Source organism: Faecalibacterium sp. BIOML-A4 (genome assembly GCF_009679665.1).
In the GTDB taxonomy this organism is placed as follows: Bacteria; Bacillota; Clostridia; order Oscillospirales; family Ruminococcaceae; genus Faecalibacterium; species Faecalibacterium taiwanense.
Genome location: NZ_WKZG01000001.1, coordinates 100,360 through 116,694 on the forward strand (window position 1 = coordinate 100,360; position 16,335 = coordinate 116,694).

Consider the following 16,335-nt stretch of genomic DNA (forward strand, 5'->3'; position numbering starts at 1 on the left):
ATAAAGGAGAAGTATGTCAAAGATCGAGATCCTTGCCCCGGTGGGCAACGAAGAAATGCTGCGTGCCGCTGTATTCAGCGGTGCCGACGCAGTGTATCTGGGTTTTTCGGGTTTCAATGCCCGCACCAGTGCCAACAATTTTAACGCGGATACGCTGAAAGATGCGGTCGCCTTCTGCCATGCGCGGGGCGTGGCTGTGCATGTGGCGCTGAACACCACCGTCTATGGCGGCGAGCTGCCCGCGCTGGAACAGGCCATCCGTGCCGTTGCAGCCAGCGGTGCCGATGCGGTCATCTGTCAGGATCTGGCAGTGGCAACGCTGATCGGTAAAATTGCACCGCAGCTGCCGCGCCACGGCTCCACCCAGATGAGCGTGCACAGCCTGCAGGGTGCGCTGGAGCTCAAGGAGCTGGGCTTCACCCGCGTGGTGCTGGCCCGTGAGCTGAGCATGCCCGAGGTGGAGCATATCACAAAGCACTGCGGCATCGAGACCGAGTGCTTCGTGCACGGCGCGCTGTGCATGTGCGTCAGCGGCCAGTGCTACATGTCGGCCTTTCTGGGCGGACGCAGCGGCAACCGCGGTTCCTGTGCCGGCCCGTGCCGCCTGCCGTTTGAGGCAAATGCCCTGCCGGAGGGCAAGCCGGGCCGCCTGCACCACCTGTCCTTAAAGGATAATTCGGTCATTGATAAGCTGGACAAACTGCAGGCGCTTGGCGTGGCATCGGCAAAAATCGAGGGCCGTCTGCGCACGCCGGAGTATGTGGCGGCGGCAGTCAGCGCCTGTCTTGCAGGCCGCGAGGGCCGCGCCTACGACCGCGACCTGTTGAAGAATGCTTTCAGCCGTTCCGGCTTCACCTCCGGCTATCTGGATGGAAAAATCGACGGCACCATGTTCGGCGTGCGCAGCGAAGCAGACGCAGAGCAGACCAAAAAGACCCTGCCCATGCTGCGGGAGCTTTACCGCCGTGAGCGCAGCCGCGTGCCGGTAAAGATGAAGCTGGAAATTGAAGAGGGTGGCGAAAAGCTCACTGTCACCGATGCAGACGGCAGCAAGGCCTTTGCCTATGGGGATGCAGAGCCGCAGCCTGCCCGTACTGATCCCACCGCAAGCCTGCACCGCAGCCTTGCCAAGACCGGCGGCACGCCTTTTGCGGTGGAAGATCAGGATATTACCGTGGAAATGGACGGTGGGCCGTGGTTTATCCCGGGCGGTGCGGTGAACGAGCTGCGCCGCGAAGCGCTGGATGCCCTGCTCAAAAAGCGGGAAGTGTTGCGCCCGTGGCCCACCACCGAGGAGCATGTGCCTGCCCTGCCGCTGCGCACCCTGCCGCCCCACCGTACCCTGCGTGCCCGGTTTGAGAGCTGGGAGCAGGTGCCGGAGCGGGCGCTTGACGGCATCGAGTATCTCATCCTGCCCATTGCGCAGGCCGACCGCGTGCCCCGGGAATGGCGGGCAAAGACCCTTTTGGAACTGCCCCGGGTCATGTTTGGCAAGCTGGAAGAGGATACCGCCCGCCGCATCGCGGCCACTCAGGATGCCGGTTTTGCAGGCTATGAGGTGAGCAATATCGCCCACCTGCGCCTGTGCAGGGGCCTGCCCATGAGCGGAAGCTTTGGCCTGAACATCACGAACCAGCTGGCCGCGCAGTTCTACGCGGACAACGGCCTTGGCTCCATGCTCATCCTGCCCGAGGTGAAGGACAGCGACATCAGCACCATTGCGCCCACCCATAACGGCAGGCCGGTGCCCACCGGCGTGCTGGTGTACGGCCATATGCCGCTGATGATCACCCGTGCCTGCCCGCTGCAGAACGTCCACGACTGCGCCCACTGCGACAAGACCGGCGTGCTGACCGACCGCAAGGCCAAGAAGTTCCCAGTGCGGTGCGGCCTTGGTGTGCGCACCATCTATAACCCTGTACCTATTTATATGGGGGATAAGCCGGGCGCTTTGACGGTGGACTACGGTGTGGCTTACTTCACGCTGGAAAGCCGGGAGGAAGCGGCCAAAATTCTGGAGATGATCCGCACCCATGCACCCTTTGAAGGTGATTTTACCCGTGGGTTGTATTTTAAAGGTACAAACTGAAACTCCTTCCGTCATTGCTGACGCAATGCCGCCTCCCTGAGGGAGCTGTCGAGCGTATGCGAGACTGAAGGAGCTGCTATAAAATCAAAACGAGGTATACTATGGAACCCATCACAGTAAAATATAAGGTATTGGACACCCGTGCCAAGGTGCCCTCTTACGCAACCCCCGGCTCTGCTGCCGCCGACCTGTGCGCCGTACTGGACGCGCCGCTCACCCTTGCCCCCATGGAGCGGGCACTGGTGCCCACCGGCCTTGCCATCGAGCTGCCCGGCCCCCACAGCGTGGCACTGGTGTACGCCCGCAGCGGCCTTTCCATCAAGCACGGCCTGTGCATGGCCAACGGCGTGGGCGTGGTGGACAGCGATTACCGCGGCGAGCTGAAGGTGCCCATGGTCAATCTGGGCAGGGAAGCCTACACCATTCAGCCCGGTGAGCGTGTGGCCCAGCTGTGCATCGCACCGGTGTACACCGCTGCCTTTGTGCCTGCCGAAGAGCTGGGCGATACCCAGCGCGGCGAGGGCGGCTTTGGCTCTACCGGAAAGTGAGATGGAATCATGAACCTGATCTTAGCTTCCGGCAGCCCGCGCAGGCGGGAGCTGCTCTCCTTATATACCACCAATTTCACCGTCTGCGTCAGTGACTTTGACGAAAGTGCGGTGCAGGCCGCTACGCCTGCCCATCTGGTGGAACAGCTGGCCCGAGGCAAGTGCCTTACTGTTTCGGCCCAGCACCCGGGCGCTGTGGTCATCGGCTGTGATACGGTGGTGGATGTGAACGGCGAGGTGTTCGGCAAGCCCCACAGCGAAGAGGACGCAAAGCGGATGCTGCGCGCCCTTTCCGGTGCCACCCACGAGGTGCACACCGGCGTGTGCATCTCGGACGGTGCGCGCACTGAAAGCTTTGTGGACAGCTGCCGCGTTACCTTCTTCCCGCTGGGTGAAGAGGAGATCGACTTCTACGCTTCCACCGCCGAACCCTACGATAAAGCTGGTGCCTATGCCATTCAGGGACGGGCGGCCCTCTGGCTGGACCGTATTGAGGGCGACTACTACACCATCATGGGTCTGCCGGTGAGCCGCACCGTACAGCTGCTGGCACATTTTGTGTGATAAAACTGGAAAAAACGAAGAAAACTTGCGCAAACGCTTGAGAAATCATTGCCTTGCGGCTATAATAGAACCGTGTTATTCTGCGCAAAGGCGGCACAAAAGGGCTGCCGGATGTTCTGGCGCTATAGATAAAATGGGAAGCATAAGGAGAATTTTTACAATGGGCCTGTTTTCTAAAGATGTAGGTATCGATCTGGGTACCGCAAATACTCTGGTATATATGAAGGGCAAGGGCATCATCATGCGGGAGCCTTCGGTCGTGGCTGTGGATACCAAGACCGACGAGGTGCGCTGTGTGGGTGCCGAGGCAAAGGCTGTCATTGGCCGTACCCCCGGCAGCATCGTGGCTGTGCGTCCGCTGAAGGATGGCGTGATCGCTGACTTTGACATCACCACCAACATGCTGGAAAATTTCCTCAAGAAGGCATGCGGCAACAGCATGTTCTCCCGCCCCCGCGTGGTCATCTGCATCCCGTCCGGCGTTACCGAGGTGGAGCGCCGCGCTGTGCGCGAAGCTACCCTGAAGGCCGGTGCCCGTCAGGTGTCCGTCATTGAGGAACCCATGGCAGCAGCCATCGGTGCGGGCCTGCCCATCAGCGAGCCTACCGGCAGCATGATCGTGGATATCGGCGGCGGCACGGCTGAGATCGCTGTGATCTCTCTGGGCGGCATCGTGGCCTCCCGCAGCGTGCGCATGGCAGGTGATATGTTCGATCAGGCCATCATCGCCTTCATCAAGCGCAAGTACAACCTGCTGATCGGTGAGCGCACCGCAGAGCAGATCAAGATCGAGATCGGCTCCGCCTATGCGCTGGACCCCGAAATGACCATGGAGATCAAGGGCCGTAACCTCGTGGACGGCCTGCCCAAGAACATCGTCGTCCACTCTGAGGATGTGCGCGAAGCTCTGCTGGAATGCCTGGTCAAGATCACCAGCGCCATCAAGGAAACGCTGGAGCGCACCCCGCCGGAGCTGAGTGCGGATATCATCGACCGCGGCATCACCCTGACCGGCGGCGGCGCACTGCTGCGCGGTCTGGATCAGCTGATCCAAAGCGAGACCGGCATCGACGTACACATTGCGGAAGACCCGCTGGACTGCGTGGCTAAGGGTGCCGGTGCGGTGCTGGATCATGTGGATGTCCTGCATGACGTGCTGGACACCGACGGCGGCCACATGTAACACGGGCAAGGCCCACACTTGCGGAAAAAGGCTCTTTTGCGCAGCGTCTGCGCTGATTTCCGCTGCAAACAATGTCTCTTGCGCGGATGGCAGGGCTGTCCGCGCTTTTCTTATGGCATGGCATCCACCCGAAACAGGAGGGTACTCCCTTGAAGGATTTTTTTGACACATGGAAATTTAAGATACTGGTAGCCGTGGCGGTGTTTCTGGTGGGCATCATGGCCTATGCCGGTGCCAACGGACGACTGACTGCTGCCCCGCAGGAACTGCTGGGCGTGGTGCTGATGCCGCTCCAGAAGGTCACATCGGCACTGAGCGGCGGCATTGGCTCGGTGTGGGAAAAATACACCAGCATCGATGAGGTCATGGAACAGAACGAACAGCTGGAAGCGGAGAATGCTGAGCTGCGCCAGCAGATAGTGGACTATGACCGCATCAAGGCGGAGAACGAAGCCTACAAGGCACTGGCCCGCATTCAGGATTCCAACACCGAAGCAAGCTATATTTCTGCCTTTGTGATCGGCCGCGACCCGCTGGATGAGTTCGGAGGCTTTACGCTGGACTGCGGCACGGTGAACGGCGCAGCCGTGAACGATGCCGTGATCAGCGATAAGGGCTATCTGATCGGCATGGTGGTGGAAGCCGACACCACCAGCTGCAAGGTGATGACCATTCTGCACCCCAGCTTCAGCGCTGCGGGCGTGGTATCCCGCACGCGGGAAAACGGCATTATCAATGGCAGCACCGATTATGCCGGTGACGGCCTGTGCGTGCTGACCAATTTGGAACGCGCCACTGAGACGAAGATGGGCGATCAGGTGATCACCACCGGTCTTGGAGGAGTGTTCCCGCCGGATCTGCTGGTGGGAACCGTGCAGAAGGTGGAGCCGGAAGTCAGCGGCAAATCTTCCATTGCAGTGGTGCGCCCGGGTGCAGACCCGCGCACGGTCAAGCACGTATTCGTTATTACCGACTATTAAGGGGGCGCATTTGTATGGAATCACGCCGCATGCGCAGCTGCAGCCAGATCCTGAAATGGGTCTGCTACGCGGTGGCACTGTTTGTGTGCGCGGCACTGCAGACGACCCCCGGCCTGCTCCAGCTGGGGCAGGCAAAGCCGCTGTTCATTCTGCCGCTGTGTCTGGCTGTGGCCGTGTATGAAGGCGAGTTTGCAGGTGCGCTGTTTGGTGCCGTGAGCGGCCTTTTGTGGGACTACACCGCCGGGCGCACCGTGGGTATGCTGGCGCTGGAACTGCTGTTGCTCTGCTTTGCGCTTTCGGTGCTGGTTCAGGTGTATCTGCAGGGCAGCACATGGAACTTTGCGCTCATCAGCACCGGCACGGCCCTTGTGGTACTCTCGCTGGACTGGCTGTTCTTCTACTACATGCCCGGCTACAGCTGGGCGCTGAGCCGCTGGCTGACCTTTGTGCTGCCTTCGGCCATGATGACGCTGGTGCCGTCGCTGGTGCTGTTCAGTCTGGTGCGGCACATTTACAGCGCATTCAAAATCGACAACGGCGTAGTCTGAACCGCCGGAGGAAACGCGGATGAACCAAAACGAACGAAAAACCGTTGCGCGCCGGATGATCCTGCTCATTGCAGTGGCATGTGTTATCATGGGCCTGTACGTGATGCGGCTGATCTTTCTGCAGCTGGTCAACGGCGACGACTTCAAGGCCAAGGCCACCAATACCACCGACTATAACTTTACGGTCACGGCGGCCCGCGGCGATATCGTGGACAGCGCCGGGCGGCGCATTGCCACCACAACCACCAGCTACAATGTGGTCCTCAACAAACTGCTGATGGGCGACCGGGATCTGGACACCATGCTGCAGCAGATCGTGGAGCTGCTGCGTGCGAATGGCGAGAGCTGGAATGATACGCTGCTGATCGGTCAGGCGGACGCAGCAGGCAATTACGCCTTTACGGACGATGACACGTCCACCAGCGACCAGAAGCAGCTGGCAGACATGAAGGAAACGCTTGGTCTGCAGCAGTACGCCACCGCCAACGATGTAATGGAAATGCTGGTGGAAAAGAACGATCTGCAGGATTTTTCGCCGGAATGGCAGCGTGTGCTGGCCGGCATCCACTACGAGATGGACCGGCAGGCGTTCTCCAATGTGAACAATTTTGTCATGGCGGAGAACGTGAGCACCCTCGCGGTGGCCACCATCAAGGAGCACAGCCTGCAGCTGCCGGGTGTGGAGATCGTGGAGACCAGCGCCCGCAGCTACGACCAGAGCGATATCATCCCGGCGGTGCTGGGCCGTGTGGGCAAGATCACGGCGGAAAAGTGGAAGGTGACCGATTCCAACGGTCAGGTGACCTATCCGCTGCGGGAAAAAGGCTATAACATGAACGATGTTCTGGGCATTTCTGGTCTGGAATCCGTTTATGAGGACGAGCTGCGCGGCAAGGACGGCGTGGAGACCATCACCCGCAATTCGGACGGCGTGATCGTGGATACAAAGCTCACCACTGTGCCGGAGCCGGGCCATACCGTGCAGCTGACCATTGACAGCAACTTCCAGCGTGCCGTGGACAAGGCACTGGCGGACAACATTGATATGATCAACCGCGTGTACAATACCGGCACCATGAAAGCTGCCGCCGGTGCGGTGGTGGTGCTGGACGTGAAGGACGGCAGTGTGCTGGCTGCTTCCAACTATCCCAGCTATGACCAGAACCTGTATGCTGCTAACTACAGCGAGTACAGCTCCGACCCGAGCCTGCCGCTGTTCAACCGCGCATTGCAGGGCCTGTATACGCCGGGTTCTACCTTCAAGCCCGCCGTGGCGGTGGCCGCACTGGACAGCGGCCTCATCAACCAGTATTCTACCGTTTACTGCAACGGCGTGTACAACTACTTCAAGGATTACCACCCCCGCTGTACCCGCCATGGCCACAGCGGCAACATCGATGTGGTAACGGCCATCAAGTGGAGCTGCAACATCTTCTTCTATGATGTTGGCCGCCGCCTGACCAGCGATGTGTACGATGCCTATGCCTACAAGCTGGGTCTTGGCCAGCGCACCGGTGTGGAGGTGAGCGAGGCCGTGGGCCGTCTGACCACCAAGAGCGACTCCAACTATACGGCATCGCTGGATGTGCAGGCCGCCATCGGTCAGGGCAACACGGTGGTCTCGCCCATCCAGCTGGCTACCTACGCGGCAACGCTGGCCAACAACGGCACCCGTTACCGCACCCATTTCGTCAAGGCCATTCTGGACACCAACACCGGCGAGGTGCTCAGCGAGACCAAGCCCGAGGTCATGGATGTGATCGAAGGCACCGGTAACACCTTTGAGCTGGTGCGGCAGGGCATGAAGCAGGTGCCCAGCACCATCAGCGGCAAAATTTCCAGCTATCCGGTGCCGATCGCCTGCAAGACCGGTACACCTCAGCGCAGCGAGACCTATGCGCCCGGCAAGCACTATCTGAACGCCATGATGGTGGCTTACCTCCCGGCGGATGATCCGCAGATCGCCATTGGCATTAGCATTGAGTACGGAGGCTATGGTGCCCGTACCGGTGATCTGGTGGTGGATATTGCAAATGCCTATTTTGCCCTGAAGGATGGCAGCCTTGCCCAGCAGGCCGAAGCGGAAAAGGAAGCCGAGCAGGCCCAGCAGGAAGATCAGGCGCAGACCACTGACCCAGCGCAGGCCGCTGCAGGCCAGACCACCGGCAATGCCGCAGCCCAGCCTGCACAGATGACACCCGCCGCAGACACCGCTGCGCCGGAAACGGCAGCAGAAGGGGAAGCCCAGCCTGCCGTGCAGGACGAGCAACAGCCCGCCGCAGACACCGAGCAGAACCCTGATGCCATTGCGCCGGAGAACTGAAAACGGGAGACAAAACCGACACGGGAAAGGGCACTGCAGCGGGGTTTTGAATGGAAACATCCCTGAAAAGAAAACAAAATTGAATGTTTTGTATAAAAACCGGTTGTAAAAGATTGGATTTTGTGATATCATTTCAACCGAAGGACTTTTTACAAGTGGGTCCGCATCGTGAAGAAAGAGGAGAGGGTAACGGATGACGATCGCACTCATTGCACATGACTCCAAAAAGGAGCTGATGGTTCAGTTTTGTACGGCTTACTGCCGTATCCTGAGCCAGCATAAATTGGTGGCCACCGGCACCACCGGTAAACTGATCGCAGAAGCTACCGGCTTACAGGTGCAACGCTTTCTGGCCGGTGTGCAGGGCGGCGACCAGCAGATCGCATCCCGCATCGCCTGCAATGAGATCGACCTGTTGCTGTTCTTCCGTGATCCCATCAACGCAAAGCCCAGCGAACCCAACGAAATGACGCTGCTGCGCCTGTGCGATGTGCACAACATCCCCATGGCCACCAACATTGCCACTGCCGAGGTACTGATCCACGGCTTGGAGCGCGGCGATCTGGATTGGCGCGATATCGTGCATCCCCAGAACTGACAAAACGATTTGGAATGGCTCCGCGTGTGCTGCGCCATATTCAGCGGAAATTATATTGATAATGCGAAAATCGGGAACATCTGCGGATGTTCCCGATTTTCATTTTCACGGGAATGGGGTCCGAACCGCAGAATGCATTTCTGCCGCCGTGCGGCTGTTTCCGCAGGAAGCAAAAACAGCAGATGCCGTGTGCCGCAGCGGCCTTGCCTGTAAAAAAAGAATTCCGGAAAATCTGCGGATTTTCCGGAATTCTAATATAAAAATAATGTTTCCGCTGAATATGGCCAGAGTGCAACGGAGGCCATTTGAAACGTACGGTTAAACTTTAAAATCCTCGGCCATCTCCGCCACATCTTCCGGGGCAAAATCGCCCAGCGGCAAGATCAGCCGTGCCAGCGTTTCCTGCGGCAGAGCTGCAAGAATCGTGCTGTCATCACTGCCGGTGCCTGCGGGCGGGCAGACGGTGTGCACGCCGTCTGCACCGGTCTCCACCCGGGCACGGTGAGTGGTTGCCACATATTGCATCCCAAGCTTGTCTGCAGCCGTCAGCAGGGCGGCAAACAGCGGCGTGCCGCCTTCGCCCAGAACGTCTGCGTCCTGCCCGGCCAGTGCTTCGGCGTTCAGCACGATGCACTCGATGCCAAGGGCCTCTGCTGCCTTTTTGGAGTTTTCCGCATCGGCGGTCTGTTCTGCTGCCAGCCGCACGGCAGCGCCCGCCACGGCAAAGCCCTGCTGCTGTAAAATGCGCACAGCTACGGCGCATTCTCTGCTGCCGTCCATCTGCACCAGAACCTTATCCTGACTCTCGTAGGTGTCGAACCCACTGCCGGGCAAAAATGTGTCGCTCATGTTCCCTGCCTCCCGCCATGTGCTTTGCTTTGGGCCACGGCCAGCTGGTCGCAGCGTTCGTTCTCCGGGTGGCCTGCGTGGCCCTTGACCCAGACATAGGTGATCTTGTGCCGGGCTTCCTGCTCCAGTGCCTGTGCCCAGAGGTCCGGGTTCAGGGCAGGGGAGCCATCTGCTTTTTTCCAGCCCCGGCGCTGCCAGTTTTTGGCCCAGCCCTTCTGAAGCCCGTTGATGACATACTGGCTGTCGGAGCACAGCCGTACCTCGCACGGCTCCTTGAGCTGGCGCAGTGCTTCGATAAAGGCTGTCAGCTCCATGCGGTTGTTGGTGGTGCTGTCGTCGCCGCCGCTCAGCTCTTTCTCGTAAACTTTGCCGTTAAAACGGTAGCGCAGCACGGCACCCCAGCCGCCCGGGCCGGGATTGCCGCTGCATGCGCCGTCGGTGTACACTTCGACCTGCTTCATGCGGTTCTCCTTCTAAAATGAGTTGCTTCTATTTAGCGCTATTTTCCGGCTTCTGTCAAGTGCGAATGTATATTCCGTGCCGGAGCTGCCAAACCTTGGAATTGACAAAAACGCCGGGAAATACTATACTTATCCTAACAAAATGCGTATAGGGGCGCACCGCAGGCGTGTGCCCGGGCGTTCCAACAGAAAAGCCACGGTCGCATCGAGCAGATGGACCTATCTGGCACAAAACCTCTTACGGAACAGGCAGCGGTTTGCAAAAAACACGCTGAGAAATAAATTCTATACGGTGCATCCAACGGAAGCCGATGCGATTTTTCAAGGTGCTTCCCATGCACAGCGCGGCTGTTCCCACAAGCGGGGACGGCCTGCGCTGTAATTATTTTGGAGGTCAGAATGGCACAGTCGAAAGAAAATACCAATAATTCCGCACGCAGCAAGGCAACAGCTGCTGCTCAGAGCACCGGCGCACCCGCCGCGCAGACGGGCGAAAAGCGCCCCCGCACCACCCGCCGCCCTTATTATAACCGTCGGCCCCGCCGCCCGCAGCAGCCCAGAGAGGCCGCTGTGCCTATCCACATCTACCCGCTGGGCGGTCTGGGCGAAGTGGGCAAGAACATGACCGTGTACGAGTGCAACGGCGACATGATCATCGTGGACTGCGGCCTTGTGTTCCCGGACAGCGACATGTACGGCGTGGACATGGTCATCCCGGACTTCACCTTTGTGGTGCAGAACAAGGATAAGATCAAGGGCCTGCTCATCACCCACGGCCACGAAGACCACATCGGCAGCATCCCGTATCTGCTGCAGAAACTTGACCTGCCCATCTATGGCACCCGCCTGACCTGCGGCCTGATCCGCAACAAGCTGGAGGAGTTCGGTCTGGCAGGCAAGACCAAGTTCGTGGAGATCACCCCCAGACAGAAGATCAAGCTGGGCTGCTTTACCATTGAGCCCATCCATGTGAACCACTCTATCCCGGATGCGGTGGCCTTTGCCATCGACAGCCCGGCTGGCACCATCATCCAGACCGGCGACTTCAAGATCGATTACACTCCGCTGGCCTGCGGCGTCACCGACCTGTCCACGCTGGCCGAGTACGGTCAGCGCGGCGTGCTGGCCCTGCTGAGCGATTCCACCAACTCCGAGCGTCCGGGCTTTACCGCCACCGAGCAGAAGGTGGCTGCAGGCGTGCGCAATCTGTTCGCCCGTGCCCGCAACAAGCGGATCATCATTGCCACCTTTGCTTCCAACATCTACCGCGTGCAGCAGATCATCGATCTGGCCGTGGAGGATGGCCGCAAGGTGGCATTCAGCGGCCGCAGCATGGTGAACAACACCGCCATGGCGCAGGAGCTGGGCTATATGCACATCCCGGAGGGCACCCTCATCAGCGTGGATGAGCTGAACCAGTATCCTCCGGAGCAGGTAGTGCTCATTACCACCGGCAGCCAGGGCGAACCCTTGAGTGCCCTTTCCCGTATGGCATCCTGCAGCCACCGTCAGGTGCGCGTGGGCCCCGGCGACTTCATTATCATTTCGGCAAATCCCATTCCCGGCAACGAGAAGAGCGTGACCAAGATCGTCAACGGTCTGCTGCTGCTGGGTGCAGAGGTCATTTACGAGAGCATGTACGATGTGCATGTTTCCGGCCACGCCTGTCAGGAAGAACAGAAGCTCATGCTCACCCTGACGAAGCCCAAGTATTTCCTGCCGGTGCACGGCGAGTACAAGCAGCTCAAAAAGCATGCCCTCACCGCTGCAAGCCTCGGCATCCCCACCAGCAACATCCTCATTGCGGAGAATGGCTCCAATGTCGTCCTCAGTCAGGATGAGATGAAGCTGGGCGAGCCGGTGACTGCCGGTGCCGTCATGGTGGACGGTCTGGGCGTGGGCGATGTGGGAAATGTGGTCCTGCGCGACCGCAAGCACCTGTCCGAGGACGGTCTGGTGATCATTGTGGCCACCGTGGACAGCAAGACCGGCAAGGTGCTGGCCGGCCCGGACCTTGTGAGCCGCGGCTTTGTGTATGTGCGCGAGAATGAGAGCCTGATGGACGGTGCACAGAGCATCGTGGAAAATGCGCTGGACCGCTGCGTGGATGAACATGTGCGCGACTGGAACAGCGTCAAGACCCGCGTGCGCGAGGCACTGAGCAGCTATATCTATCGGCGCACCAAGCGCAGCCCGATGATCCTTCCCATCCTGATGGAGGTCTGATCCGGGCACGCTGCCGCAAACAATGCGGCGGAAGGCAGGAGATTTGATGAAACAAAAACCAAGATGGACATTGGAGATGCTCACCGCCAGTCTGGCCGTGCTGTGCGGCCTGCTGGTGCTGGTGCTGCTGATCCAGCGGCCCACGGCATGGCCGGCGCTGCTGGCACTGGTGGTGCTGTGGGGCGTTGTGGTGGTGCTGTTCCGCTGCCAGCTGCGCAAGTGGGTGGCCCGGTGGATGTGCGGTGGCAGCTTTGAAGGCTCCAAGCTGCAGTTCAGTCTGGAGCCGCTCTCTCAGCCGGCCGCGCTGCTTTCCGGTGAGACGGTGCTGTGGTACAATGCACAGTTCCGCACCCGCCTGTTGAACGGGCAGGATGCGCTGGTGAGCCGCGTGCAGAAGGTGCTGCCCGGCCTTGATCTGCAGCAGTGCCGCAAGCAGGAGGGCCAGCTGCTGACCCTCGCGGACGGCATGTGGAGCGTACACAGCTCCACGGTGCCCGGCGATGCGGAGAGCATGACCCTGCTGGTGCTGAACGAGGAAACCGCCCTGCGCAAGGTGGAGGCGGAATACAAAGCCAGCCGTCCGGGCTATCTGGTGTTTCTGGTGGACGGCTACGACGATGTGTTCGGTGACATGCTGGACAGCGAGCGTGCCCGCCTGCTGGAAGGCATCAACCGCACGCTGGAGGATATGATCGGCCGGGGCAGCGGCTTTTTGCGCCGTGTGGCCAGCGGCCGCTATATCGCTGTGGTGGAAGAGCGCCAGATGGAGCAGTTCGCCAACCGCGGCTACGATGTGCTGGACAAGATCCGTGCGCTGGATCCCAGCGTGAACCTTTCGCTGTCCATCGGCATTGGCCGCGGGGCCAAGACCCTGCGGGAAGCCCAGGATATGGCCGTGCAGGCGCTGGATATGGCGCAGGGCCGCGGCGGCGATCAGGCCGCTGAAATGACACCGGACGGCTTTACGTTCTACGGCGGCGTGAGCCACGGCGTGGAAAAGCGCAGCAAGGTGCGCAGCCGCATCGTGGCCGATCAGCTGGTAAAGCTGATCAAGGAAGCCGACCATGTGGTCATCATGGGCCACCGCATGAGCGATCTGGATGCCATCGGCTCCGCCGAGGGCGTGCTGCGCATCTGCAAAATATGCGATGTCCCGGCGGTGATCGCGGTGCGGCGTGACGCTACCCTTGCGGGCAGCCTGATCGATGCATTGTGCCGTGCAGGCCAGAAGGACGACTTTATCGACCCGAAGGACGCACTGCCCATCATCTCCAAGCGCACCTTGTGCATTGTGGTGGATACATATCAGGTGGGCCTTGTGGAAAGCAAGGATATTCTGGAAAAATGCGGCAAGGTAGCTGTGATCGACCACCACCGCAAGGGCGTGGGCTACATCGAGAACCCGGCGTTGGTCTGCCATGAGCCGTATTCTTCCTCGGCCAGTGAGCTGGTCACGGAGCTTTTGCAGTACGTGGGCGAGCGCGACGACAAGCCCAACCGTGTGGAGGCCGAGGGCCTTTTGTCCGGCATCATGCTGGATACCCGCGATTTTACCCTGCACACCGGTGTGCGTACCTTTGAAGCCGCCGCTGCGCTGCGCCGCTATGGCGCGGAGACGGAGCGGGTGCGCCAACTGTTCGATGTGACCATGGTGGAGTACAATGCCAAGGCAGATCTGGTGGAAAAAGCACGCATGTACAAAAATTGCGCGATCTCCGTCAGCGGCGAGGTGGCACCGGAAGCCCGCGTGGCCATTGCACAGGCGGCAAACGATCTGCTGACCATTCAGGGCGTGGATGCCAGCTTTGTGGCAGTGCAGGTGGGCACAGGCGTGAACATCTCGGCCCGCAGTCTGGGTGCCGTGAACGTGCAGGTGATCATGGAATCTTTGGGCGGCGGCGGCCACCAGACCATGGCAGCAGCACAGCTCAAGCATATCACGCCGGAAGCAGCCCGTGCCCGCATCGAAGGTGCCATCGACAAATACTATGCATCGCAGAAAAAGGGCGATGTAGAAGGAAAATAAACGGAACAGAGAGGATCACACCCATGAAACAGTACGATTACCTGATCGTTGGTGCCGGCCTTTATGGCGCGGTCTTTGCACAGGAAGCAAAAAAGGCAGGCAAGAAGTGCCTTGTGATCGATAAGCGCAGCCACATTGCAGGCAATATCTACACGGAGCCGGTGGAGGGAATCAACGTCCACCGCTACGGTGCACATATCTTCCACACCAACAACAAGGCTGTGTGGCAGTATGTGAACCAGTTTGCAGAGTTCAACCGCTACACCAACAGCCCGGTGGCAAACTACCACGGCGAGATCTACAACCTGCCCTTCAATATGAACACCTTTAATAAGATGTGGGGCGTTGTTACCCCTGCCGAAGCCAAGGCCAAGATCGAGGAGCAGAAGAAGGAAGCAGGCATCACCGACCCGCAGAATCTGGAAGAGCAGGCCATCAGCCTTGTGGGCACCGATATCTACGAAAAGCTCATCAAGGGCTACACTGGCAAGCAGTGGGGCCGCCCCTGCACCGAACTGCCGGCCTTCATCATCAAGCGTCTGCCGGTGCGCTTCACCTACGACGACAACTATTTCAACGCACTGTATCAGGGCATTCCCAATGGCGGCTACACCGCCATGGTGGAAAAGATGCTGGACGGCACCGAGGTGCGGCTGAATGTGGACTATCTGGCCGACCGCGAAAATCTGAACGCTCTGGCCGAGAAGGTGGTCTACACCGGCCCGGTGGATGCCTACTTTGGCTACAAGCTGGGTGCTCTGCAGTACCGCAGCGTCCGCTTTGAGACCGAGGTGCTGGACACCGACAACTATCAGGGCAACGCGGTGGTCAACTATACCGATGCGGAAACTCCCTACACCCGCATCATCGAGCACAAGCACTTTGAGTTCGGCACCCAGCCCAAAACGGTCATCAGCCGCGAGTACAGCGCTGAGTGGAAGAAGGGCGACGAGCCGTACTACCCCGTCAATGACGAGAAGAACGGTGCCCTGTATGCCGAGTACAAGAAGCTGGCCGATGCGGAGCCGGACGTGATCTTTGGCGGCCGTCTGGGTGAGTACAAGTATTACGACATGGACAAGGTCATTGAGGTAGCTCTGGACGTGGCCGCAAAGGAACTGAAATAAGAAAACTCCTTCCGTCATCACCTGCGTGATGCCAGCTGTTCCCCTTCTGGCACTTTGTGCCACCTCCCCCGGCCGGGGGAGTCTGTCTCAAAGAAGGAGCCTCTGGCGAAAAGGACAAGCCTTCGGTTTTGCCAAAGGCCCCATCTCAGAGGGGGCTGTCTGCGAAGCAGACTGGGGGAGTTCACTTGAGGATAATGCTGCAATGCGCGCTTCCTCTTGCTCAAAAGCGACAAATGCGCTATACTATAAATACAACAACTGCACCGGTTTTCCGGTGAGAAGTGAGGGATAACATCATGAAAGTGATTCTCAAGCAGGATATCAAGGGCATTGGCAAGAAGGACGAGATCCACGAGGTCTCCGACGGCTACGCCCGCAACTATCTGTTCCCGCGCAAGCTGGCCGCTGTGGCAGATGCCAGCGCTGTGAACGTTGCCCGCAGCAAGGAAGCTGCTGCCGATTTCCACGAGGCTGAGACCGTAGCTGCTGCCAAGGATCTGGCCGCAAAGATCGAGGGCAAGACCGTGACCATCAAGGCCAAGGGCGGTGCATCCGGCCGTCTGCACGGCAAAGTCACCGGCAAGGAAGTTGCCGATGCTTTGGCTCAGCTGGCAGGCGCACCCATCGATAAGAAGAAGATCGAGCTGGAGACCAAGGACATCAAGGATGCCGGTGTGTTCAACGGCAAGGTCCGTCTGCACGTTGGTGTGGTCGCTTCTTTCAAGATCATGGTGGAAGTGGAACAGGCCTGATTTTTCTGCCATCTGCGCCCCCTCACAGCAGGGGGCGCTTTTTGGCTTTTCAGCGAAATGA

General features: G+C 59.5%; 14 protein-coding genes. 12 read left to right on the top strand and 2 right to left on the bottom strand.

All coding sequences use genetic code 11. The annotated features are described in order from the left end of the window. Positions 1–13: 13 nt before the first annotated feature. The 8 genes from GKG34_RS00515 (at position 14) to mgsA (ending at position 8,833) form a co-directional block, all read left to right on the top strand. Entirely contained in the window at positions 14–2,089 is a 2,076-nt protein-coding gene (locus tag GKG34_RS00515; RefSeq protein ID WP_154255354.1) for a U32 family peptidase, read from the top strand. A 101-nt stretch (positions 2,090–2,190) separates the two neighbouring features. Then, positions 2,191–2,637 carry a dUTP diphosphatase gene (gene dut / locus GKG34_RS00520; RefSeq protein ID WP_005939948.1) on the top strand — a complete coding sequence of 149 codons (447 nt, stop codon included), beginning with the start codon at positions 2,191–2,193 and terminating at the stop codon, positions 2,635–2,637. Between the two features lie 9 nt (positions 2,638–2,646). Next, the gene (locus GKG34_RS00525; RefSeq protein ID WP_154255355.1) at positions 2,647–3,201 is read left to right on the top strand and encodes a Maf family protein; all 555 of its coding nucleotides are present in this window, start codon (positions 2,647–2,649) and stop codon (positions 3,199–3,201) included. Positions 3,202–3,361: 160 nt separating this feature from the next. Then, entirely contained in the window at positions 3,362–4,384 is a 1,023-nt protein-coding gene (locus tag GKG34_RS00530; RefSeq protein WP_005939954.1) for a rod shape-determining protein, read from the top strand. Positions 4,385–4,533: 149 nt separating this feature from the next. Beyond that, positions 4,534–5,364, top strand: coding sequence for a rod shape-determining protein MreC (gene mreC, locus GKG34_RS00535; protein WP_101956484.1), 831 nt, complete (start codon positions 4,534–4,536; stop codon positions 5,362–5,364). A 14-nt stretch (positions 5,365–5,378) separates the two neighbouring features. Beyond that, complete coding sequence (gene mreD, locus GKG34_RS00540) at positions 5,379–5,912, top strand: rod shape-determining protein MreD (RefSeq protein ID WP_097781950.1); 534 nt, start codon at positions 5,379–5,381, stop codon at positions 5,910–5,912. Positions 5,913–5,931: 19 nt separating this feature from the next. Next, entirely contained in the window at positions 5,932–8,235 is a 2,304-nt protein-coding gene (locus GKG34_RS00545) for a penicillin-binding transpeptidase domain-containing protein (RefSeq protein WP_154255356.1), read from the top strand. Positions 8,236–8,428: 193 nt separating this feature from the next. Beyond that, positions 8,429–8,833: a methylglyoxal synthase gene (gene mgsA, locus GKG34_RS00550; protein ID WP_005939970.1), complete on the top strand. Its 405-nt coding sequence runs from the start codon at positions 8,429–8,431 to the stop codon at positions 8,831–8,833. A gap of 318 nt (positions 8,834–9,151) precedes the next feature. Here mgsA and GKG34_RS00555 read toward each other — a convergent pair whose 3' ends face one another. Next, complete coding sequence (locus tag GKG34_RS00555; RefSeq protein WP_154255357.1) at positions 9,152–9,682, bottom strand: hypothetical protein; 531 nt, start codon at positions 9,680–9,682, stop codon at positions 9,152–9,154. Continuing rightward, on the bottom strand, positions 9,679–10,143 hold the full coding sequence (gene rnhA / locus GKG34_RS00560) for a ribonuclease HI (protein ID WP_005939979.1): 465 nt from the start codon (positions 10,141–10,143) through the stop codon (positions 9,679–9,681). Before rnhA ends, GKG34_RS00555 begins: the two co-directional genes overlap by 4 nt. Before the next feature lie 399 nt (positions 10,144–10,542). Between rnhA and GKG34_RS00565 the strand changes: the two genes are divergently transcribed. The 4 genes from GKG34_RS00565 to rplI all read left to right on the top strand — a co-directional run bounded on the left by GKG34_RS00565 (position 10,543) and on the right by rplI (position 16,274). Next, positions 10,543–12,369 (top strand): ribonuclease J, encoded by a 1,827-nt coding sequence (locus tag GKG34_RS00565; RefSeq protein WP_154255358.1) that lies wholly within the window; start codon positions 10,543–10,545, stop codon positions 12,367–12,369. Positions 12,370–12,415: 46 nt separating this feature from the next. Then, positions 12,416–14,395 (top strand): DHH family phosphoesterase, encoded by a 1,980-nt coding sequence (locus tag GKG34_RS00570; protein WP_242959357.1) that lies wholly within the window; start codon positions 12,416–12,418, stop codon positions 14,393–14,395. A 23-nt stretch (positions 14,396–14,418) separates the two neighbouring features. After that, complete coding sequence (glf, locus tag GKG34_RS00575) at positions 14,419–15,522, top strand: UDP-galactopyranose mutase (RefSeq protein WP_120079471.1); 1,104 nt, start codon at positions 14,419–14,421, stop codon at positions 15,520–15,522. Between the two features lie 296 nt (positions 15,523–15,818). Further along, the gene (rplI, locus tag GKG34_RS00580; RefSeq protein WP_005939994.1) at positions 15,819–16,274 is read left to right on the top strand and encodes a 50S ribosomal protein L9; all 456 of its coding nucleotides are present in this window, start codon (positions 15,819–15,821) and stop codon (positions 16,272–16,274) included. Positions 16,275–16,335 lie beyond the last annotated feature (61 nt).

What these genes read in the sequence shown, in the direction of transcription:
- GKG34_RS00515 (WP_154255354.1), top strand. Translation starts at nt 14, where the DNA reads ATGTCAAAGATCGAGATCCTTGCCCCGGTGGGCAACGAAGAAATGCTG.
- dut (WP_005939948.1), top strand. Translation starts at nt 2,191, where the DNA reads ATGGAACCCATCACAGTAAAATATAAGGTATTGGACACCCGTGCCAAG.
- GKG34_RS00525 (WP_154255355.1), top strand. Translation starts at nt 2,647, where the DNA reads ATGAACCTGATCTTAGCTTCCGGCAGCCCGCGCAGGCGGGAGCTGCTC.
- GKG34_RS00530 (WP_005939954.1), top strand. Translation starts at nt 3,362, where the DNA reads ATGGGCCTGTTTTCTAAAGATGTAGGTATCGATCTGGGTACCGCAAAT.
- mreD (WP_097781950.1), top strand. Translation starts at nt 5,379, where the DNA reads ATGGAATCACGCCGCATGCGCAGCTGCAGCCAGATCCTGAAATGGGTC.
- GKG34_RS00545 (WP_154255356.1), top strand. Translation starts at nt 5,932, where the DNA reads ATGAACCAAAACGAACGAAAAACCGTTGCGCGCCGGATGATCCTGCTC.
- mgsA (WP_005939970.1), top strand. Translation starts at nt 8,429, where the DNA reads ATGACGATCGCACTCATTGCACATGACTCCAAAAAGGAGCTGATGGTT.
- GKG34_RS00555 (WP_154255357.1), bottom strand. Translation starts at nt 9,682, where the DNA reads ATGAGCGACACATTTTTGCCCGGCAGTGGGTTCGACACCTACGAGAGT.
- rnhA (WP_005939979.1), bottom strand. Translation starts at nt 10,143, where the DNA reads ATGAAGCAGGTCGAAGTGTACACCGACGGCGCATGCAGCGGCAATCCC.
- GKG34_RS00565 (WP_154255358.1), top strand. Translation starts at nt 10,543, where the DNA reads ATGGCACAGTCGAAAGAAAATACCAATAATTCCGCACGCAGCAAGGCA.
- GKG34_RS00570 (WP_242959357.1), top strand. Translation starts at nt 12,416, where the DNA reads ATGAAACAAAAACCAAGATGGACATTGGAGATGCTCACCGCCAGTCTG.
- glf (WP_120079471.1), top strand. Translation starts at nt 14,419, where the DNA reads ATGAAACAGTACGATTACCTGATCGTTGGTGCCGGCCTTTATGGCGCG.
- rplI (WP_005939994.1), top strand. Translation starts at nt 15,819, where the DNA reads ATGAAAGTGATTCTCAAGCAGGATATCAAGGGCATTGGCAAGAAGGAC.